This is a genomic window from Alteromonas sp. KC3, from assembly GCF_016756315.1.
Taxonomy (GTDB): domain Bacteria; phylum Pseudomonadota; class Gammaproteobacteria; order Enterobacterales; family Alteromonadaceae; genus Alteromonas.
Genome location: NZ_AP024235.1, coordinates 473,101 through 495,404, shown reverse-complemented (window position 1 = coordinate 495,404; position 22,304 = coordinate 473,101). Strand labels below are relative to the sequence as shown.

Genomic DNA, 22,304 nt, shown 5'->3' with positions numbered 1-22,304 from the left:
GCGATGTCCAAGCAGCATGAGCCAGATGTCATTGACGAGGTTATTGAAGAAGTGCATGACGTTGTCTCTGACTTTCTAAATAGAGAGGCTGCACCCGGCATTTTGTTGATGGTAGCTACTGTGCTAGCCCTCATTATTGCTAATTCACCTTTAGATACGCTCTATGACCAGCTTATTACCATGCCCGTGCAAATTTCGGCAGGCAGTTGGGCTATCGACAAGCCGCTTTTACTTTGGATAAACGATGGCCTTATGGCCGTTTTCTTTTTTCACGTGGGTTTAGAGCTTAAACGCGAGGTTTGCGAGGGTGAACTCTCTAACCCCAAAAATATTGTATTTCCCGCCGCTGGCGCAGTGGGCGGTATGGTGTTGCCGGCGCTCATTTACGTAAGCATTAATTGGGATAACCCAGTAGCCATTGCTGGGTGGGCCATTCCCGCTGCCACCGACATTGCTTTTGCTTTAGGTATTCTCGCGCTGCTAGGCAGTCGCGTGCCCACCAGCTTGAAGGTGTTTTTGGTGACGCTCGCTATAATCGATGATATTGGCGCTATTGTCATTATTGCCCTTTTTTATACTGAGCACATTACAATAGGGGCACTGCTTATCGCCGCTGGCTGTTTATTGTTGTTGTGGCAAATGAATCGCCGCAACGTCGTGGATATACCTGCCTATGTGCTGGTTGGCATTGTACTTTGGGTGGCCATGTTGAAATCAGGCGTACATGCTACGCTGGCAGGGGTTGTATTAGCTGCGTTTATTCCAATGCGCGATTCAAAGGATCCTTCCTATTCGCCGGTCACTCGATTAGAGCACAGCCTAAATGGCTCTGTGAGTTTCGCCATACTCCCCATATTTGCCTTTGCCAATGCAGGTATTAGCTTTGGCAATATTAGTCCAGAGGGTATCTTTCACCCCGTAACCTTTGGCATCTTTTTAGGTTTGTTGGTCGGAAAACAAGTGGGTGTTTTTGTTTTCTGTTTCGTTATGGTCAAACTGAAAATAGCAAAGCTGCCTGACGATCTTAATTTTAAGCATATTTACGGTTGCGCATTGCTCTGTGGCGTGGGTTTTACCATGAGCTTATTTATCGGCGGTTTAGCGTTTGAACAGACAGGTATTAATCAAATTTTTGATGAGCGAGTAGGTATTCTAGCGGGTTCACTCGTTTCTGCATGCCTTGGATACCTGGTGTTACGACTTGTTAGCGAAGAAAACGCCAATAAAGCCAATGGTGACGTTGCCTCAAACGCTAGCAAGTTCACGGGCAATACAGTCGAATAGCACCGTCTTGCGTATAGGCTTACTCAAATGTGCATTCATGCCTGCAGCTATGCAGGCATTTTTGTCTTCAGCAAAAGCATTTGCCGTTAACGCCACAATTCTGACTTTATCTTTATTGCGCCCTTCTTTTCTAATCAGTCGTGAGGCACTCTGTCCGTCCATGACGGGCATTTGGCAATCCATGAGAATAATATCGAAATCGTAGCGCTTTTCAGCTTGTACTGTATCTGCGCCATTACGCGTGCGTAAGCATTTAATGCCCTCTGATGCGAACATATCCATTACTATTTCGGCATTAATATCGTTATCTTCAGCCAGTAACACGCGTAAATCACTAGGCAGAGAAGCAACCTTTTCAGGTTCATTGAACGCAATGCCATTACCCACCTCACAAGGAACGTAAAAGGTAAACGTAGTGCCTTTACCCACTTCACTTTCTACCTGCATACGGCCGCCGAGCAACTCCACCAAACCTTTTGATATTGCAAGTCCTAGTCCTGTGCCACCAAAATATCGTGTGGTCGATGCATCGGCCTGTTCAAACTTATCGAAGATAAGGTGTAATTTGTTTGCTTCAATACCAATGCCTGTATCTGATACTGCTACATGTAATACCCCCACCTCGTAACTCACGTCTACCGTTATGCCGCCGTCGACGGTGAACTTAATTGCGTTACTCAACAAGTTATTTAACACCTGGCTGACTTTTCCGGCATCTAAATGAAGTGCTGAAGGTACAGAGGATGAAATGGATAATGCGATGTCGAATCCTTTGCTTTGCGCCGTGTGCCTATACAACTCACACGATGCATCGAAAAGCTCCTGAACATTCGTATTCTCTGGGTCTATAAGCATTTTACCCGACTCGATCTTAGACCAGTCTAAAATGCTATCCAAAATCATTAGCAAGTTTACCGCAGAGCGCGAGATCGTGCGCGCTCGCGCCGCCGCATGCTCAGATAAATCATACTCTAGCAGTAGTTCACACGAGCCTATTATTCCATTCATTGGAGTTCTAATTTCATGGCTCATGTTCGCGAGGAACTGTGTTTTCGCAATATTTGCTGCTTCAGCTTCTTTAAGGGCGAGCGCCAAATGCCGTGTTTTTTCCTCGATACGCGCTTCTAGCGATTGGTTTAGCTCGTTTAATTCTACGTTTAAACTTTTTTCGTTTTGACGGGCTTTCTCCAAGTCATTAAATGCATCCACAAGACGTGTTTCTAGACTCATAAACTCATCGTTAAGCGAGGATAGCTCTTGAATATGAAGCGCTCTACGTGGCACCTTTGCTGTATTGGCTTTATTGGGCTCAAACTCAGCAATATAGCGTACTAATCGACGAATAGGTGCGCCAACCATCTTCGCAACGATATAGCCAGTGAAGGTACCAAATGCAGACAATACAAGCAGCAATACTAAGTCTTTCAATAAGTAGCCACTCAAAGAACCGAGCAATAGCCGCTTGTTGAATAAATAACTGACTTTCCAATCTACATTTGAAAGGTTTCCAGTAAATCTAAGCAGCACTGTCTCTTCGTTCTCGCCGTTCACCTCAACTGGACAGTTAGGCTCACACCCATAAAAAGGCGCTTTACTCAAAGGTTTCATGCCCAGTCCAGGGGACGCATAAATAACTTCGCCTTTTTGATCTTCTATCAACATCGAAAAACCACGTAGGCTAAGTGCGTCAATGCCTTGAAAGCTTTTCAGTGAAAGTGAGCCCTCAATAATACCCTGTGGTGTACCATTACTATCCATCAAGGGGGCAGATAGTGCGATAATGGGGTCGTTTCCAAACCCTCTACCTTGAAATACATTGGAAAGGAATGGCTGGCCATTTTGCATGACCTCATAAAAATAGGGACGGTAGGCCACATTCGTCAAGCCGCTCACACGTGCCTTGTCCATCATATCTAGGGGGTACGCTTGGGTAATATCGCCTTGCGCATTGGTCACCAAAAACGTTAAAAACTCAGGGTATTCCTTTGCAAGAATTGCCATTTGCGCATTTGCAGCGTCATCTTGGCGCTCCTGAAAAGCGCCACTTGATAGCATTTGCGCCGCACCGGAAATGGCACTTTGGTGGCGTCGAATAAAATCAGACAGCTGATATTCAAGTACTTGAACACGTTGCGTCATATAACTGTGGATCTGGCGCTCTTGTTGACGTTGGAACATGCTTACCGACAAGTAGATAACAGCCATGGACGCCACAAAAAAACAGCCAGCAAAAAAATAGCCAAACAGAAAATGTAGTGTTACACGTTCAAAACGATACGATGTCTGTCGCTTTAATCCATGTAACGCTAAGTAAGCGAAGTGCCCTGTAATAAGGCCAAATACACCGCTCACCCAAGTGACTAGTACACCTGAAAATAAAACATTAACGTTGTCACCATCGTACAGTGAGTGTTCTAGCACAAGTACAGGCAGAAAGACGATAGACCAAAAGCCTGCGCCTATTTTGATGACTTGCTTAAGCGACTTTTTGTAACCGAAAAGCGACAAAACAATTGGCAGTAATGTCAGGCTTTCTTTGCCAACAATACTTCCCTCAGTAAGCCACAGAGGCATACTAATAAGCAGGGCAATAGGAATTGAAACAAAAGGGGAAAAGCGCAGGGCAGCATAAACCGATACACCTACGCCAAATACGGCAATACCACTGCTGTCAAATGGAGCAGGAATCGCATTTAATACGACGCCCACCAGACAAACAAGCAGTGCTTCTAAGGCCAGATGCCACGAAAATGAAAAAGTGAAACGACTATTTTTCAACGCGTGCCTCCGGCCAATAGCTTAGTGCTTAGCCATATAATCTAACGTAAAGTTAGTGAGTAGTTTTACCCCCATCTTCATACCAGAATCGTCGATATAAAACTCTGGCGTGTGGTGAGCAGGGCTGTCCTCTTCAGATACATCAAGTGGCTTTCCGCCCACCCACACATAAAGACCAGGCACTTGTTCTTGAAAGAATGAGAAGTCTTCTGCACCTGTCACTGGTTTAGACAAGAGGGTGTTTTCTTCCCCTGCTGTGCGCTGCATGGTTGGTAACATTGCCTGCGTTAACTCAGGGTCGTTAAACGTAATTGGATAATAGTAGTCTAGCGGTAGCGTTAGCTCCGCATTTGCCCCCATACTATCAGCAATCCCTTTTACTTTGCGCGGCAACGCTTCGTAAATATGCTCACGCGCAGCTTTGTTCAGTGTGCGAATTGTCCCCACCAATTCAACTTCATTTGGAATAATGTTTGAACGGTTACCACCGTGAATTGAACCAATAGATACCACCGCGGCATCATCAATGACCTTAATTTCACGGCTGACGATAGTTTGGATAGCCATGATCATTTGCGCAGCCGTCACTACAGGGTCAACGCTTTTCCACGGATAAGCACCATGTGCTTGCTTGCCGTGAATAACAATTTTAAAGGGATCGACGGCAGCCATGGTACCGCCAGAGTTATAGCGTACTTTGCCAACGTCGGTATTAGCACTGATATGAAGACCAAAAATAGCGTCTACATCAGGGTTCTTTAATACGCCCTCTTTAACCATAACCTCGGCACCACCCTTCTCGCCTGCAGGCGCACCTTCTTCAGCGGGCTGGAAAATGAATTTCACTTTCCCTTTAAGTTCACCCTTAATCTCAGTCAGAATTTTTGCTGCGCCCATAAGCATTGCCATATGCGTGTCATGACCGCAGGCATGCATAACTGGTACTTCTTTACCGTTGTACTCGCCCATTTGCTTAGAGCGATACGGTAAGTCATTTTGTTCTTTAACCGGCAGTCCATCCATGTCAGCACGAAGCGCTACTACAGGGCCTGGTTTGCCTGAATCTAAGATGGCAACTACACCGGTTTTTGCGACACCGGTTTGAACGTCTAACCCTAAGCTACGCAAGTAATTGGCTACATATTCTGCGGTTTTAAATTCGCGATTAGATAACTCAGGAAACTCATGAAAATGATGTCGCCACTTAATAACGTCAGGCTCAACTTTAGATGCTAATGCCTCAACATCAGCGCCGTAGGCAAGTGAAGTCGATACAGTGAAAAGCCCTGCAAGGGTAAGCGATAGCAATTTCCGATACATATTATTGTTTCCTCTGATGTTTTGGACAGAGTAGATCATCTTGAAAAAGAAAACATCACTTATCACAGTACATAGCAATTTTTGAGACTAATGGTGGTTATATATTTGCGGTTATTTACCAATGCCAAAATACGCCATTGGCATCTACTTGGGTAGTAGACTGAAGTCTAGGTTAACTTTGTTGTTTTTGTTCTGGCTTTATTCTGCCTTTTTTATAAGCAAAAAATAGGCAAAAAAAACGCCACTAAGAAGTGGCGTTTTTTTAAATAATCAAAAGTTCATTAGCTCTTTTGTCTGCGCATGGCGTCGAAGAACTCATCGTTTGTCTTAGTCATAGACAGCTTACTGATGAGGAACTCCATGGCGTCAATTTCTGACATTTCGTGAACAATTTTGCGAAGGATCCACATTTTCTGTAGTTCATCTTGCGCAGTAAGTAACTCTTCACGACGTGTGCCTGAGCGGTTAAAGTCAATAGCTGGGAATACACGCTTTTCTGCAATTTTGCGATTAAGGTGTAACTCCATGTTACCGGTACCTTTAAACTCTTCGTAGATAACTTCATCCATCTTAGAGCCAGTATCGATAAGTGCAGTCGCGATAATTGTTAAGCTACCGCCCTCTTCTACGTTACGTGCTGCACCAAAGAAACGCTTAGGTTTGTGTAGTGCGTTAGCGTCTACACCACCGGTAAGTACTTTACCTGATGATGGAATAACCGTGTTGTACGCGCGAGCTAGACGGGTAATTGAGTCAAGCAAAATAACCACATCTTTTTTGTGCTCAACCAATCGCTTAGCTTTCTCGATAACCATTTCAGCAACCTGAACGTGGCGGCTAGCTGGTTCATCGAACGTTGATGCTACTACTTCGCCTTGTACAAGGCGGTGCATTTCAGTTACTTCTTCTGGACGCTCATCAATAAGCAATACCATTAGCTCACACTCTGGGTGGTTAGCCGCAATCGATTGTGCAATATTTTGAAGGAGCAATGTTTTACCCGCTTTAGGCGGAGCAACGATAAGACCACGCTGACCTTTACCAATGGGTGATGCTAGGTCTAGTACACGTGCGGTGATGTCTTCTGTAGAGCCATTACCACGTTCCATACGCAAACGGTCGGCTGCGTGAAGCGGTGTAAGGTTCTCAAATAAAATTTTATTGCGAGAGTTTTCCGGCTTATCGAAGTTTACTTCGCGGATTTTTAGCAGCGCAAAGTAACGCTCGCTATCTTTTGGCGGACGAATCTTTCCTGCAATAGTGTCACCCGTGCGCAAGTTAAAGCGGCGGATTTGGCTTGGCGATACGTAAATATCGTCTGGCCCTGCAAGATACGATGAGTCAGCTGAACGCAAAAAGCCGAAACCGTCCTGTAATATTTCTAATACCCCATCGCCAAAGATGTCTTCACCGCTTTTCGCGTGTGTCTTTAGGATTGAGAAAATGATGTCTTGTTTTCTGGCGCGTGCCATGTTTTCCAGGCCCATTTCCTCGGCCAGGGCAACCAACTCGCTTATTGGTTTATTCTTTAATTCAGTTAAATTCATACTGGTGGGTCTTTGTGCTTGAACTTCGCTTACAGGACTAATTGTCACTCTGTTCTAGTTTAGATTTGATATCACCCGGATATGGGCGTAAGCAGAATGCTGCTCGGATGAGCGCTGAGGAAAAGTTAGCACTATATTTAATCAACGTCCAGCGTTTTACTGCCGAAATGTTAATTATTTTGTTATTGATAGGCTCATTCGATTCATGAATGGGCTTAAAACAAAAAAACCGGCGCCATTTTGGCCCCGGTTTCTTCACTGCGCAATTAATTACAGATTTTCGTTAAGAAACTCTGTTAATTGTGCTTTTGATAATGCACCAACTTTTGTTGCAGCAACGTTACCGTTTTTGAAAAGCAGCAATGTAGGAATACCACGAATACCATATTTAGGTGGAGTTTCGTTATTTTCATCGACATTCAACTTGCCAACTGTTAACTTGCCATCAAACTCGGTCGCAACTTCTTCTAAGATAGGTGCGATCATTTTACACGGGCCACACCATTCGGCCCAGAAGTCAACCAGTACAGGACCTTCAGCATTGATAACATCTGCTTCGAATTTATCGTCAGATAACTGGATAATTTTGTCGCTCATTCTTTTCTCCATTTTTGGTCAGTTGCTGATTTGTCTCAGCCCGACCATAAGTGTTATATAGAAACTGTTTTTTAATGCAAGCACTGATAAGCTATAAGCTATGCCTACTCACTTAACTGATACTCACTTTTCTGACCTGCCGATAAACGGCAAGGTTGTTGACGCCTTGGCGGCAGCTAATTTTTCACATTGTACACCAATTCAGGCGCTCGCTCTGCCTCCGTTATTAGACGGTCATGACATTGCAGGCCAGGCACAAACCGGAACCGGTAAAACCATTGCCTTTTTGGTAGCTACATTTCACTATTTGCTAAGCAAAGCAGAAAATGCAGCGAACAGCAAATCAAATGGCCCGCGCGCTATTATTATGGCGCCAACCCGAGAGCTAGCCGTTCAAATTTATAATGACGCCAAATTGCTTAGTGAGCACACTGGATTGTCACTTGGTTTGATTTATGGGGGCGAAGGTTACCAAAGTCAACGGGAAACTTTGGAAGAAGGGGTAGATATTATAATTGGTACGACAGGACGCATACTGGATTACTACAAACAGAATGTGTTTACGCTGAATAATATTCAGGTTGCCGTACTCGATGAAGCCGATCGCATGTTCGATTTAGGCTTTATTAAAGATATCCGTTTCTTATTCCGCCGTATGCCGCCAGCGGCTGAGCGTTTGAGCATGCTTTTCTCTGCCACATTAAGCTATCGCGTACAAGAGTTGGCTTATGAGCATATGAATAACCCGACACACGTTCAAGTAGCGCCAGAACAAACTACTGCGACACGTGTAACGCAAGAGTTATTCTACCCGTCTGATGACGACAAAATGCTATTGCTACTTACGCTACTTGAAGAAGAGTGGCCGGAAAAGGCGATAGTTTTTGCCAATACCAAAAATAGCTGTGAAAAGGTGACCGACTGGCTTACCGCCGATGGCCACCGCGTTGGCCTTTTAAGCGGCGACGTGCCACAGAAGAAACGTCTCGGTATTTTAGAAGATTTCACTAAGGGTAACTTGGATATTTTGGTGGCTACCGACGTTGCGGCACGCGGCCTACATATCGATGCAGTTACCCATGTATTTAACTATGACCTACCCGACGACGCTGAAGATTACGTACATCGCATCGGTCGTACCGGCCGAGCAGGTCAAAGCGGTGTAGCAATTAGTTTTGCTTGTGAAAAATACGCTTTGAATTTACCTTCTATAGAACAATACATTCAAAAAGCGATCCCGGTTACTGATTATGACCGCAGTGCATTACTTGAAGATGTAACGCCACCAAAGCCACGCAGAAGACGTCCTCCTAATAATAGAAATTCGTCTCGACGTGGTAATGGACGCGGACGCGGCAAGCCGCAACAACGCAACCACAAGGCGTAAAAGCAGTAAATGAAATAAGAGTGTTATATGCAGGCAGAACTTCAGCACGACGCACAGACCTACGGCGAGTATTACGCCGCCGTTGATTTAGGCTCTAACAGTTTCCATATGGTGATCGTTCATGTGGTTAATGGAAGCGTGCAAATTATAGGGAAAGTAAAACAGAAAGTGCGGTTAGCGGCAGGCTTAGACGACGCGATGGCACTGGATGAAGTTAGCATGGAACGCGGTTGGCAATGCCTGCAAGTGTTTTCAGAACGCTTACAAGATATACCTTCTTCCAATATCAGGATTGTGGCTACTGCGACGCTGCGCTTAGCCACCAATGCCCATGTCTTTATTCGCAAAGCCGAGGAAATCCTCAACCACAAGCTAGACGTTATTAGCGGCGAAGAAGAGGCTCGCCAGATATACTTAGGGGTAGCTTATACGTCGGCAAACCAAGGCAATAGCCTGGTTATTGATATTGGCGGCGCGAGTACAGAGATTATTATCGGCAATGACATGCAACCCATTCACCTAAAAAGTTTAGACATGGGGTGTGTCACCTTTATGGAACGTTATTTTGAAGGTGGTAACATTACTGCGGATAATTTTGTCAACGCAAAGGCCGCCGCACGGGCATTGATTGACGAGGTCGCCGATGCCTTTTTGTGTTTCGACTGGGAAAACTGCTTAGGCGCTTCGGGAACACCTCAAGCAATAACTGAAATTTTGGTTGCTCAAGGTATCAGTGACGCCATTCGCTTAGATTACCTCTATCACTTAGAAAAACAGTGTGTGGAATGCGAACACATTAAAACACTGAATATTGACGGCTTAGAAGACAATCGCAAAGCTATTTTCCCTTCGGGCTTAGCGATTCTTATTAGCTTGTTTGAAGCGCTTGAAATCAAACATATGAATATTTCAGGCGGCGCGCTACGCGAGGGTTTGATTTACGGCATGCTCGACAACATTAAAGAGAATGATCGTCGACAGCAAACCCTAAATCAAGCGATGCATCGTTATCATGTAGATACAAAGCACGCCAATAATGTAAGGCAAGTTGCTCTGACGCTTTGCCACCAATTGTGTGCACAGCAAAATATTTGCCATTTGGATACTGAAACCATTTTAGGTGCAGCTGCGCAGTTGCACGAAATTGGGCTTCACATTGAATATAAGCGACATCACGAGCACGGCGAATACATTCTTAGCCATATTGATTTACCCGGCTTTACGCGACTACAACGTGCAGCCATTAGAGATCTTGTTGCTCAGCATCGTTTAAGCGTGGACAAATCGCTGTTTGAAAAATATCACGAAGACTATCGCCCCATGCTCAAAGGAATGTTGCGTGTGTTACGCATTGCGGTTGTCCTTTGTCTGCGACGTCAAAACAAGCATATACCAGAAGTGAGTTTGGTCTGTAATGACAGCAATTGGACGCTTACTTTCCCTGAAGGCTGGTTAAAAGCCCATCCATTAATTAATGCAGAACTGGCAAACGAGTGCTGGCTTCAACACAAAGCTGGCTGCGAACTTATCTGCCAATAACCTAGGTGACTATCCATAAAAAAGCCGCGAATAATCGCGGCTTTTTTATTGTTCTATAACGTTACAACCATGCTACGACTTAGCGAGTAGCGCCGCTGCTTTTGGCGCGAAATACGTTAATATGCCATCTGCGCCTGCACGCTTAAATGCCAAAAGTGACTCGAGTATAACCGCGTCTTCGTTTAGCCACCCATTAGCAAAAGCGGCTTGGTGCATGGCGTATTCACCACTCACTTGATATGCGAATGTAGGCACTTTAAAGGTTTCTTTACAGCGTCGTACAACATCAAGATATGGCATGCCAGGCTTCACCATTACCATGTCTGCACCTTCGTCGATATCCAGTGCTATTTCATGCAACGCCTCGTCAGTGTTGGCAGGGTCCATCTGATACGTCTTTTTATTGCCACCTTTAATGTTTGCAGCAGATCCGACCGCATCTCTAAAAGGCCCGTAATAGGCTGATGCATATTTCGCTGAATACGCCATAATGCAGGTATTTATGTGACCGGCTTCTTCTAGTGCTTTTCGGATACTGCCAATGCGTCCATCCATCATATCTGAGGGGGCCACAATATCGGCGCCAGCGTCGGCATGTGATAATGCTTGCTTAATAAGTACGTCGACTGTTTCGTCATTCATCACGTAACCCGATTCGTCTATTAACCCGTCTTGGCCATGAGAAGTAAAAGGGTCTAGCGCAATATCCGACATTAGCATAACGTCGGGATAGGCCTTTTTAAGCGCGCGCATAGCCTGCTGTGCAAGGCCATCTGGATTAAATGCTTCACTGGCGCAATCTGTTTTTAACGACATTGGGGTGACAGGGAAAAGTGCTAGCGTACGAATACCTAGTGCAACCCAATTTGCCGCTTCTTCCAGCAATAAATCAATAGATAGACGCTCTACTCCCGGCATAGAAGGCACGGCTTCTCTTGCGTTTTCGCCAGGTAAAACAAACACGGGATAAATTAAGTCGTCTGCTGTTAAAGTATGTTCTGCGACAAGCCCCCGCAGTGCGTCTTTAGCACGTAATCTGCGCATTCTGCGTAGAGGGAAAGAAGAAGATGTCATAGTTTGTCCTGTAAATAATCGTGTTTTACGTTGTTTCTGCCAGCTGCTTTTGCCTGATATAACAATTCATCAGCATGCCTAAATAACACTTGGGCGTGATCTTCGTCGCGAATAATGGTGGTAGAAACCCCAGCACTTACGGTTAAGCCTATTTTCTCACCATTGTATAGCAATGGTGAATGCTCAAGGGTATCTCTCATCGATTCTACTACGTGTCGCGCACCTTCAAGGTCCGTATTAGGCAATATAATGGCAAATTCTTCACCCCCTATGCGACATAAGTCATCGGTTGGGCGTTGAATAAGTGTCTGAAATAGCCGTGTAACGTGAATTAAACACGCATCACCGCCATCATGCCCGTAGCCATCATTAATTTGTTTAAAGTGGTCTACATCAATAATGGCAAGCGACAACGGAGTTTGCTCTCGTCTACTGCGCCGTCCTTCGGAACGCAGCCGCTTGTCGAAGTGACGACGATTATGAACACCCGTTAGCGGATCTATAGCATTAAGGCGTTCTAGTTCCTGGTTAACTTCCGATAGCTCTCTTAAGGTAATTTCAAGTTCAAGGGTGCGCTCTTCAACCTTGTATTCAAGATCGTCTTGATAACGCTTTTGAACCTCTAGCAAATTCTCTTTAGCAATATTGGCCTGCTTCTCTTGCTCTAGCGCAAACTGCTGTGCAGAAATCAGGTCTTCGCGGCTATGACTGTAATTATTTGCAAGAATAAGCGCAAGAATCAGTGTTTCTACCGCACCGCCAATGATAAGTAGGTTGTTTGATGAAATAGGTAACTCAATCAGATTTACATTATCTAGGCTGGCACTCAATCCACTAATCAAAAGAAAAGCCCACGCGATTGTAAAATAGCGCGCCACTACAACGCCCTTTATGGCTAACCAAATGCCTAAAGCAAGGGTATAAATGATAATGATGCTTAACAGCAGCAAATACACCTTTATCATGAGGTAATAAGGGAATACAAACCCCGCTACAATGTTTACCGCGCAAATCCAAGCTATGCTTTGCGTAATTTTGTCGAGCTTTATACTGAATTCACGTATAGGAAGGAGACTACGTGTGAACATTGCTGCAAACATAATGGTCGTGCTTGAAAACAAGAGTAGCGCTTTGCTTTGTAGCCACGCATTATCAACCCACACATAGAGGTAACCATAGCCGTGGAGTGTTGCCAGTGTTAAGGCTAAGCTCAGTACGTACCCCGAGTAATAAAGAAACGACGCGTTACGCGCGGCAAACGTCAGAAAGGCGTTACTTACGCCCATCGCTACAAGCACGCCAAAGAAAATGCCAAGAGCCAAGTTTCGTGCTGCAGAGTACGTGAGAAACTCTCTCTCTTCCCATATTCGCAGCGGCAGCCTAATTGTTCCTGATGTTTGAACGCGAATAAAAACACGCTGAGATTCAGCACTTAATGGCAGTGGGAACAGTGGCGTTATGTGTTTGATTGGTCGTAAGGTAATAGACTGGCTATCGCCTGCGGCGTATGTCGCTGCCGGTACAGTACCAATACTACTAAATATCCCTACATCGAGATGGTCAATTAACGGGTAATCGATGTGTAGTAAATAGCGTTGCTTATCACTTTCTGTTGGCGGTACAACTAACGAAAACCAGTGAACTTGGCTATTCATGCCTAAATTTACTGGTGAGGAAACGGATTGCCATAACGCGGGGGAAACACGTGTAATTGTTGAAAAGCTATGGCTTTGGTCTGATTCGGTAAGATACGTTAACTGGGAAAACTGTGGAGCTTTACTCGTGTGTGGTGAAAGGCTCGACACCACAAAAATAAATGCGATAACGGCAACAAGGGTAATTGCGATAAGCCCAGCGTCATACCTTGGCACCGCTTTGATATTTATTCGCATACAAACCTACATCTACTGGAGTGAAAACAACTCACAAGTATTAGCATAACTGCAATTACGCAATATATCAGTCTCTAACTGCAGATACTCGCCTAATTGATTAGCGATATGAGGTAAAAACGCAGGCTCATTGTTGCGTTTACGCGGCCTTAGCGTTTTCGGAAACAAATAAGGCGCATCGGTTTCAAGCACCAATCTGTTTAGTGGAATGTGCTTGACCGCTTCTCTCAATTCAACGCCGCGCTTGTCATCGCACACCCAGCCTGTAATTCCGATAAAAAGGCCCAGTTCAAGATAGTCTTGAACTTGTCTTTCATTACCCGTGAAGCAGTGAGCAATACCACCTGTAAGAGCAGGCATAAATCGGCGCAAAATAGTCATTTGCTGTTCGAAGGCATCGCGTTCGTGGAGATACACTGGCAGCCCAACCTCCTGAGCAATAGTTAATTGGGCTTCAAAAACGGAAACTTGCGTGTCTCGTGGAGAAAAGTCACGATTAAAGTCTAAGCCACACTCGCCAATAGCAACGCATCCTGGTTGCTGGGCAGCGCGCTTTAACAAGTCGAAATGATGCAGCTCTACATCTTTTGCATTGTGGGGGTGTACACCTATTGTGTAACACAAATGCTCTGGATATTGCTGGTAAAGCGCAGAGGCACGCTCCCACTCATTGGGATGAGTAGTAATAACCAATAATTTAGTGACGCCTGCATCCTTGGCGTTATTGATTACGTCGTCGGCGTCAAATCGACTATCCAGAAGATTGACGCCAGCATCGAACCACGCCATCTACTTAAGGCGCTTCACTTTTATTCGCTTGTTAACACCTTCTACACCCATAAAGAATGCGCCAAGAAAGCCACGGTCAATCGTAACCGTTTGGCCAACTTCGATATTAAGGTAGGTATCGTCGGTTTGTTGCCACACTGAGCCGTCGCTAAATGTCACTACGTACTTCCCGCGCAAGCTCTTAGAAATATCCGTTATCGTTAACGACACTTCACTTAATTGGTTTGTTGGCTTCTTCTTGTTTTCTAAACCAAATTCGCTGGCCGGATCTGCAGGCGTGTTGGTTTGTGGCGCTTGCGCTACACCTGATTGGCGAATAGCAGGCAACGGCTGCACTGTGCCCACAAGCTCGTTCGCACCGTCAAACTGATCTAACGACTTGGCAAGGCGGTCATAGCACACCAAACGTTTAAGACTATTATCGGTACTACGGCATTTTTGTAAGGCTTCTCCCACTGTCTCAGCCTGTGCTGAGAACGCGCCAAAGGCGCATAGCATAGTGATTAGAGAAAGAGCGCGTGTTTTCATTTTTATTCCTTTCTATATATAACTGCTATGTGTTGTCAGGGCGCTGCTCGGGTTCGTCCTCATCAGACTTAGATCGACCTGCATACAAGCCGCCAACAATGACACCCACTTCAAACAATAACCACATGGGAATGGCAAGTAGGGTTTGTGAGATCACATCTGGTGGCGTCAGTAGCATACCTACAACAAAAGCACCTACCACAACATAGGGGCGCTTTGCGCGTAAGGATTTGGCGTCAGTGACCCCAGTCCAACACAATAAAATAATGGCAATCGGTATCTCGAATGAGACACCAAAAGCAAAAAACAGTTTCAGTACAAAATTAAGATAACTGGAAATATCGGTACTTACCGTGACCCCTTCTGGTGCCACACTGTTAAAAAAAGCAAAGGCAATAGGGAAAACCACAAAGTACGCGAAGGCCATACCGGCATAAAACAGCAAGGTACTTGATAACAGTAAAGGTGCGACCAAGCGTTTTTCATTGCGGTATAAACCGGGGGCAACAAATCCCCATACTTGGTACAGCACATAGGGTATTGCAATAAAAAAAGACAGTACCAAGGTGAGTTTGAACGGCGCAAAAAACGGCGACGCCACATCGGTTGCAATCATGGTTGCATTTTCAGGCAAGCTTTCGAGCAAAGGCAATGCAAGCAACTGATACAAATCTTGCGCGAAGGCAGCCAAACACAAAAACACAACCAACACACTCAAAAGGGCTTTGAGTATGCGACTACGCAGTTCAATCAGGTGAGAAATTAAGTTGTTAGCGTCAGACATCTATTGTTTTTTATAAGGTTCTTGAACCGATTCAGCAGCTTTCTTAAGCTCATCAACACTTTGTTCAAGTTCAGGTGAAAGGTTTTTGAGCCCTTGTTGTTCTGCTTTTTTCAAATTTTCATGCAATTCATGCACTCGCAATTGATGCTCCACTTCTTGCTTAAAGCCAGTGGCAACATTGCGAACGCTTCGAATTGTATTAATAGTCGAGCGCATAGCTCCCGGTAAACGTTCTGGCCCTAAAATCAATAGCGCCAGCACACCGATAACTAGTAGCTCCCAAAAGCCGATATCGAACATTAGGATTTTTCTTTAACGTCACTCGATGTTTTAGCAGATACCGTGTCCGCCGTTGATTTTTCTTCAACTTGCTTGTTCTGCTCAAAGTCTGCGTCTTTATCGTCTTCAGTTACCGCTTTTTTGAAGCCTTTAATTGCGCCACCTAAATCAGTACCAATACCTTTAAGACGTTTTGTGCCAAACAATAACACTACGATAACCAGTATGATCAGCAGTTGCCAGATACTAATTCCACCCATAAAAATAATCTCCCTTACATCAATTTCCACAGTATGCCATTGCACGGCGATGCTTTCACCTGAATATTTGTGACAACGAATAATCATTGACGTTTTGTTGATGAAGCGCGATGCTCTAGTAGTGAGTTCTACTCTACTCGCAGTCTGGTTTTTATTGCCAATTTAACAAGGAGTTAGTTAGCAATGCTGTGTATTGTGGCCGTTTGTTCATCATTATTGTTGCTACCTAATCAGGGTGTGGCTAGCGATAGTGCGTCGGTCAATAATCCAGATTATCAGATAAACAGCGCTCAAAATGAGGCTGAAAAGAATAATCGATGGTTCGATATCTGGCAGCGTAGCTTTACTGATTCAATGGATTTTACTGTCAAACAACTCGATGGCCTTTTTCTCGATGATGACGCGCGCGCGTCCCACAAACAGGCACGCGCTGAAGGCAGAGTTCAGCTTGCATGGGAGCCTCGCACTGGCATGCTCTCCGACACCGATTTGCGATTTAGAATAAGAGTACAACTTCCCGCGCTTGAAGATAGAGTGGATTTGCTGCTAAGCGATAATGAAGATGAAACGCAAGACAATACCATTCGCGCCGCGAGAAATACTGATAACAATGATCGGGACCGTACCACTATTGCACTGCGTTTCAGACCAGAACAAGATTCACATTACTCTTTTCGTGTGGGCGCAGGTAGACGCGACCAGCTTTATGTAAAGGCCCGCTATCGCGATGCTTTGGCCCTGTCTTCTCAATGGGCAATGCTATATGACAGCGAACTTTACTTTTACTCACGGGACCGCTTAGGCGCAGAGACTGGCGTTGCGTTTCAATACGATGTGAACGAGAAGCACCTTTTCCGCCAGAACAATCGATTTTATTTTAGAGATGATACAAACGACTGGCTTTGGCGACATGAAGTGCACCATCTGTATTCGGTGGATGAACACAATGCGATCGTTCCCCATTTTATGGTTGAAGGACTCAGCCAGCCGAACTATCGCGTTGAAGAAATATACGCAGGAATGCGTTGGCGCAATAATACATTACGCGATTGGCTCTTCTTTGAAGTAGAGCCCTTTGTATTATGGTTACGTAATGAAGACTTCAAGACGTCGTACGGTGTTGCACTGCGCATTGAAGCCTATTACGGGAAAGATACTTAAATACGCTTATGGCTCGAACACCAAAAATGGCACATAAGCATAACCACAATAATTGTTACGCTGAACGACTGACTGCGCGGAACGTTTAAGTACATGAGTTGTGCCAAGGTGCTCCCACGATGTTTCTTCAGCGTTGCGACAAAGACGCATTACCTGCTCCCGCCACACACCGTCAGCGCTACCTTTTTTATTGGCATGGCGCGGTATTGCGTTATCTTGTTTCACTAAGTCGATATTTAGTACCCCTTCGCGAATTGTGCCTTTGCTGCCCGAGGGCACAAAGCTCGCAGAGCCGGCTATTATGCGTTTAGCCTTTTCTTTATATCGCGTTTCTTCTATGCGCCCTTCACTAAGGTCGACAATAAACACGCCACCTTTACCGATAACACTGAAACTAAGTTGATTTGCTTGCGTCTCAGGTTCGACAAGTAATGCGGTTGTTTCGTCAACGCCAAAGCCAAATTGTTGCTGACTCTGTGCCGTCGCAGCGATTAGCCTTACTTCTCGGTCGCGCTCTGAAAAATGGGTGTCTAATAGACCGTAACGAAATAAGCCCAATCCACCCACAAGGTTAAGTGTGACGGCATTATCCAAAAGATGATTCTCACAACCACTGCCGTCTTCACAACGCTGGGAGACGGGTGGTACGGCGAAAACCCCACTGGAAAGAACACCTTCTGAGTCGCCACTTGTGAGCATAGGGATAGGTCGTCCATTTGCAAAACCACCAGCCTGAACTGCCGTACCTGCACTTGTGCCGCCGACAACAATGGCATCTGCCTTCCACAATGCTCGAAGATGAGTTAAAAAGGTACTCGGTTCACCGGTAGGTGTTGTAAGTGCGGCAAGGGTTTTACTTTGATCGCCGCCATTAAAAAATAATCCGTCGAGATTAGACAGCGTATCAAGTGCCAATGTTTCATCTAGACACCAAGCCGTTTGTTTTTCAGCACGCTCTGGGTACAAGCGCGCTTTGTCGAATAATGTAAACTGCGACCTGAAGTAGGGTAAGTTTTCACAGCCCTTGCCGCCCATATCGCTTACAAATTTGGCGTGCTGCAAGGCAGGTGTTAATGGTATCCACTGTACATCGATATCAGGGTTATTAAATACCCCTGTGTAGAAATCTACGGCTTCAAATGGGTCGCGGGATGATGCGGTGATCACACCTACTCTTACTCGCCGCTCAACCCTCTTTTGGCGATGCTTGTCTTTTGCCGCTTGTAGAAAAGCATTGTATACATCAACCGACGCTTTTTCTTTAGTATGCGCAAGGGATACCCGCTCTTTAAGGCGCTCTCCCTTCGAATCTACCTGGCTGACTTCTAATGAATCCAAAAGTAAAAAATAGCTCGCATCCGAGAGGCTGCGAATGTCATCGTTGTGAAACCCTGCATCATTAAGGGCGTCAAACAACGCATTCTTCTTATACTGCGCACCACCCAAAGATGAATAAATATTCGATAATGATGAATACAAAATTTCATCAAATTTACCAAACTCAGTACTGTTCTTTCGGTATCTCGACAGCGACTCTGCATTAACTTCGTAGAGAGCATGTGTTTTCGCGTTAACAAAAACATGATCTGAATCGCAGTTTTTGGCAGACAGACTTGCACATGTCTTAAGTGCACCACCCGCCAAAATTAAATTAGGCGAAGCAATAGAATAACAAGAAAAAACATAGATATAGAAAAAATAAGACAACTTAACAGGCAATTTCATGGGCGCCCTGCAGACACTGTTTATAATGTTCAAAAAAGAGACTTTCATTTAATCCAACGGCGTATTTATTTGATTGACTTTTATTCACCGTAGTGTTAACTAATTATTAATGTCAACGGTTTCGTTAACACCGTTAAACACTATTTTACCCAGACGAAATGCATAATTCGTCACAGCACTGGTTTTATTCGATGATCAAGAAAGCTGCCAACCTTGGCAACTATCGCTATCAAAACTTTTACTTGTCGGAGTGGTTCGACGAGTAGCCTCCAAGCCCTTCAATTAATTGAAGCGGCCTCGCTGCGTCTTGCAGCAAATTTCTCTTTAATCAAGTGTTGAATCGCGCGTAAAGCGGCATCAGACCGTGCGTGTTATGGGAATTACAATAATGAAAAAATCGACGTTACTTCACAGAATCAGTGTGTCTGTTGGCACGCTCAGCTACCTATCTCTTTGTATTGCTGGTGCGGCGTTCGCTCAAGAACCCGTCAATGAAGACGAGACCGTTGAACGCATTCAGGTGACCGGTAGTAATATTCGCGGTGCCAATATGGAGGGCGCGCAGCCACTCACCGTTTTGACTTCAGATGATATTGCTCGCACAGGCGCATCAACCATTTCAGAGCTTATGCGTACGGTGACTCAAGCTCGCGGTGGCGTAGGCACGTTTGATACAACACAAAGTGGCGCAACATCTACATCAACCCCACCAGGGCAAGCCGCTGCGTCGTTGCGCGGAATAGGTCCGTCATCTACACTGACATTAGTGAATGGACGTCGAATCGCAGCCAGTTCATTCGCCGCAGGCACAGAGAACTTTGTTGATATCAACAGCATTCCAGCATCAGCGGTAGAGCGTGTTGAAATTCTTGCTACAGGTGCCTCGGCGATTTACGGCGCAGACGCTGTGGCAGGCGTTATCAACTATATTCTCAAAGACGATTACGAGGGCCTTGAGCTTTCTACCAACTACGAAAACACCACGAACAGCAACGATCACGGTGCGCTGAATTTTCAAATGTTGTGGGGCAAGAACTTTGAAAACAGTAACCTCACTGCCTTTGTCGATTACTACGACAGAAAAGCAATTCGCGCAGCAGACTTTTCGCAGACCCGCGAGCCTATTTTGCAAAGTAGCTATTCATATCTTGCGAAAGGCCAACCCAACATTTACTTCAACAGCGCCAGAGACGGTAACGAGATGCCAGCACCTAATTGTGCTGACGAGTTAACCATTACCGAGTTTGGCGAAGAAATATGTGCTTACTACGCTAATGAAGATGACTATTTTGAAACGCCACTTGAGACCCTTTCTGGTGGCTTCACCTATACCTATCAAGGTGACAATCTAACCTGGCGTACAGACTTGCTGGCTTCACATACCAAATCAACGTCGTTTTCTACGCCAGCACCTATCAACCAGGTTGATGACGAAGAAGGCGCGTGGATAGGTGTGGACGCCCTTGATGTATTGGACGAGACAACGCGAAATAGCATTCTTGATAACCTATATGTTGACCCTTTTGATACGGTGGCCGGTCGTGAACTCGAGGGTTTCCAATACGACGCACGCTTCTCGTCGCCGCGCACCGTTGAAATCGAGACAGATGCCATCCGTTTGGTGACCTCAGTACTAGGATATTTTGGTGACTGGGAATGGGAAGCCGGTGCACTGTATTCTCGCAGTGAATCAGAACAAGTTGCCACGCAAGGTATCTACAACCGTTATTTGTATACCGCAGCCGCCCACGGCGAATTGTGTGACAATGGCAACATTGCCCAATACAACAGTGATGATGACAGCTTAAGCTGTGCGGGCAGTAACTTACTTTCTGCGTACAACCCATTCTTAGTGGGTGACACCCAAAACGACGCTATTTTAGGCCTTACTCAAGCACGTCCGACGCGCGATGGTACCAGCGAAGTATTTGGTGTTGATGCTAAAATCAACGGAGAGATTGCTCAATTCAATGGCAACGCCGTTTTACTTGCAGCAGGTGTTGAGTTTAGACGCGAAGAAATTACCGATATGCCGTCCCTTGACTCTCAAGCCCGTGCGGAAAATGATTTTCTTGTCGACGTCTTTGGTTTTGGTTCAAGTGCATCTGCTGCCGATAGAAACCAGATGGGTATTTTTACCGAAGTATTTGTGCCTGTTTCTGACAAGTTCGATATTAGCCTTGCGGGACGTTTTGACGATTACAATGACTTTGGCAGTACCTTCAATCCCAAAGTGGGCTTTACGTATCGACCACTTGATAACCTTGTGCTGCGAGGCTCTTGGTCTACTGCATTTAGAGCACCTTCACTAACCCAAGCTGGCGTACAGCTGCGAACTACCCGTGCCTCGTTTGACTGTAGCGTTAATAGCGCAGTCGCTGATTTATATTGCGAAGGTCAAGGTACGGTGCGCGGGAACAACGTACTTGAGTTAGGCAACCCTGCTCTGCGCGCTGAAGAATCTGAGACGTACTCGTTTGGTTTTGCCTACAGCCCTACTGATAATACGCATATCACGGTAGATTACTGGACATTCGACCACGAAGATATTGTTGATACCAACATGACAGGCGTGCTCAACGAAGCGATTACCGACGCTTCACTGCGCCATTGCGGTGTATTAGACGAAGGTGAAATCGGCATCTCATATCTAGAAGATTTATGTTTGGTCACTGACAGCCAAGGAAACACCATAGAGGCTGACGGTGCAAACCTTACTGAGATTTTAGATGCATGGGTGGCCTTTGATGACCCGCGCTTTGCAGAGCTCCCCTTATTCAGAGACCATATCTTATTGCTAGATAACACCGGTACTCAGGAACTTGAAGGTATTGACTGGAACGTTACGCACGACATTAACATGTCTCGCGGCACCTTAGAGCTGGGGTTGTCTGGTACCCACTATCTTACTTACGATCGCAACAGACCGGGCTCAGATCAGATAGAGTCACTCGCCGGCACATTCTTGTACCCTGAAACCGTTGCAACCGCCGAACTTTTCTATGTTGAAGAAGACTGGTATGTCGGTGCTTACGTCTTCTATACTGGCAGCTACGATGATGACATTATCCGCTTGCGAGGTCGCGAAATCGACGAGCTAATAGATATTGGTGCGATTACCGAAGAAAACCAAGAACGAGATGTCAGCAGTTGGACAACGGTAACGCTTAGTGCAGGTTATTACTTTGACAACGCCGACATTCGATTAACTGTGGACAACCTATTTGACCGCGATGCACCAACTGCATATGGTTCTGGAAGAGGCTTTGATGCATATAACCACGACCCATTTGGTACGCGCTACACGCTTGCGTTTAGCTACTATTTTCAATAAGTGACACCAAGGGGGCGTAACGCCCC

The 22,304-nt window shown here is 45.4% G+C and carries 17 protein-coding genes; 5 read left to right on the top strand and 12 right to left on the bottom strand.

Going from position 1 to position 22,304, the window contains the following annotated elements:
* Positions 1 to 3: 3 nt before the first annotated feature.
* Positions 4 to 1,284, top strand: a complete 1,281-nt coding sequence (gene nhaA / locus JN178_RS02145; RefSeq protein ID WP_202263357.1) for a Na+/H+ antiporter NhaA — start codon at positions 4 to 6, stop codon at positions 1,282 to 1,284.
* Here the strand turns inward: nhaA and JN178_RS02140 are convergent.
* The 4 genes from JN178_RS02140 to trxA form a co-directional block, all read right to left on the bottom strand.
* Positions 1,246 to 4,062 (bottom strand): ATP-binding protein, encoded by a 2,817-nt coding sequence (locus tag JN178_RS02140; RefSeq protein WP_202263356.1) that lies wholly within the window; start codon positions 4,060 to 4,062, stop codon positions 1,246 to 1,248. The two genes, nhaA and JN178_RS02140, sit on opposite strands and share 39 nt — an antisense overlap.
* A 21-nt stretch (positions 4,063 to 4,083) precedes the next feature.
* On the bottom strand, positions 4,084 to 5,382 hold the full coding sequence (locus JN178_RS02135; RefSeq protein ID WP_202263355.1) for an amidohydrolase: 1,299 nt from the start codon (positions 5,380 to 5,382) through the stop codon (positions 4,084 to 4,086).
* A gap of 281 nt (positions 5,383 to 5,663) precedes the next feature.
* On the bottom strand, positions 5,664 to 6,929 hold the full coding sequence (gene rho, locus JN178_RS02130) for a transcription termination factor Rho (protein WP_014997165.1): 1,266 nt from the start codon (positions 6,927 to 6,929) through the stop codon (positions 5,664 to 5,666).
* 270 nt (positions 6,930 to 7,199) lie between these two features.
* On the bottom strand, positions 7,200 to 7,526 hold the full coding sequence (gene trxA / locus JN178_RS02125) for a thioredoxin TrxA (protein ID WP_012517074.1): 327 nt from the start codon (positions 7,524 to 7,526) through the stop codon (positions 7,200 to 7,202).
* A gap of 100 nt (positions 7,527 to 7,626) precedes the next feature.
* On the opposite strand from trxA, the gene rhlB reads away from it, so the two are divergent.
* Both rhlB and JN178_RS02115 read left to right on the top strand, forming a co-directional pair.
* Positions 7,627 to 8,913: an ATP-dependent RNA helicase RhlB gene (gene rhlB, locus JN178_RS02120; protein ID WP_202263354.1), complete on the top strand. Its 1,287-nt coding sequence runs from the start codon at positions 7,627 to 7,629 to the stop codon at positions 8,911 to 8,913.
* A 27-nt stretch (positions 8,914 to 8,940) separates the two neighbouring features.
* Positions 8,941 to 10,452: a Ppx/GppA phosphatase family protein gene (locus tag JN178_RS02115; RefSeq protein WP_202263353.1), complete on the top strand. Its 1,512-nt coding sequence runs from the start codon at positions 8,941 to 8,943 to the stop codon at positions 10,450 to 10,452.
* Between the two features lie 72 nt (positions 10,453 to 10,524).
* Here JN178_RS02115 and hemB read toward each other — a convergent pair whose 3' ends face one another.
* From hemB to tatA, 7 genes are read right to left on the bottom strand one after another with little or no spacing between them, the layout of a single operon-like run.
* A complete protein-coding gene (gene hemB, locus JN178_RS02110; protein ID WP_202263352.1) occupies positions 10,525 to 11,526 on the bottom strand; it encodes a porphobilinogen synthase in 1,002 nt (333 codons plus the stop codon).
* The gene (locus tag JN178_RS02105; protein WP_202263351.1) at positions 11,523 to 13,418 is read right to left on the bottom strand and encodes a sensor domain-containing diguanylate cyclase; all 1,896 of its coding nucleotides are present in this window, start codon (positions 13,416 to 13,418) and stop codon (positions 11,523 to 11,525) included. The genes hemB and JN178_RS02105 overlap by 4 nt, the downstream gene beginning before the upstream one ends.
* Before the next feature lie 12 nt (positions 13,419 to 13,430).
* Positions 13,431 to 14,207 carry a TatD family hydrolase gene (locus JN178_RS02100; protein ID WP_202263350.1) on the bottom strand — a complete coding sequence of 259 codons (777 nt, stop codon included), beginning with the start codon at positions 14,205 to 14,207 and terminating at the stop codon, positions 13,431 to 13,433.
* Complete coding sequence (locus JN178_RS02095; RefSeq protein WP_202263349.1) at positions 14,208 to 14,735, bottom strand: hypothetical protein; 528 nt, start codon at positions 14,733 to 14,735, stop codon at positions 14,208 to 14,210.
* Positions 14,736 to 14,760: 25 nt separating this feature from the next.
* Positions 14,761 to 15,519, bottom strand: a complete 759-nt coding sequence (gene tatC / locus JN178_RS02090; protein ID WP_159627297.1) for a twin-arginine translocase subunit TatC — start codon at positions 15,517 to 15,519, stop codon at positions 14,761 to 14,763.
* Complete coding sequence (gene tatB, locus JN178_RS02085; RefSeq protein ID WP_202263348.1) at positions 15,520 to 15,819, bottom strand: Sec-independent protein translocase protein TatB; 300 nt, start codon at positions 15,817 to 15,819, stop codon at positions 15,520 to 15,522.
* Positions 15,819 to 16,058 carry a Sec-independent protein translocase subunit TatA gene (gene tatA, locus JN178_RS02080; protein WP_159627298.1) on the bottom strand — a complete coding sequence of 80 codons (240 nt, stop codon included), beginning with the start codon at positions 16,056 to 16,058 and terminating at the stop codon, positions 15,819 to 15,821. Before tatA ends, tatB begins: the two co-directional genes overlap by 1 nt.
* Positions 16,059 to 16,241: 183 nt before the next feature.
* Between tatA and JN178_RS02075 the strand changes: the two genes are divergently transcribed.
* A complete protein-coding gene (locus JN178_RS02075; RefSeq protein WP_202263347.1) occupies positions 16,242 to 17,219 on the top strand; it encodes a hypothetical protein in 978 nt (325 codons plus the stop codon).
* Positions 17,220 to 17,225: 6 nt separating this feature from the next.
* Here the strand turns inward: JN178_RS02075 and JN178_RS02070 are convergent, their stop codons facing one another.
* The gene (locus JN178_RS02070; RefSeq protein WP_232369663.1) at positions 17,226 to 18,944 is read right to left on the bottom strand and encodes a cyanophycinase; all 1,719 of its coding nucleotides are present in this window, start codon (positions 18,942 to 18,944) and stop codon (positions 17,226 to 17,228) included.
* Positions 18,945 to 19,332: 388 nt separating this feature from the next.
* On the opposite strand from JN178_RS02070, the gene JN178_RS02065 reads away from it, so the two are divergent.
* Positions 19,333 to 22,278: a TonB-dependent receptor plug domain-containing protein gene (locus JN178_RS02065; RefSeq protein ID WP_202263345.1), complete on the top strand. Its 2,946-nt coding sequence runs from the start codon at positions 19,333 to 19,335 to the stop codon at positions 22,276 to 22,278.
* The last annotated feature ends 26 nt before the right edge of the window (positions 22,279 to 22,304 follow it).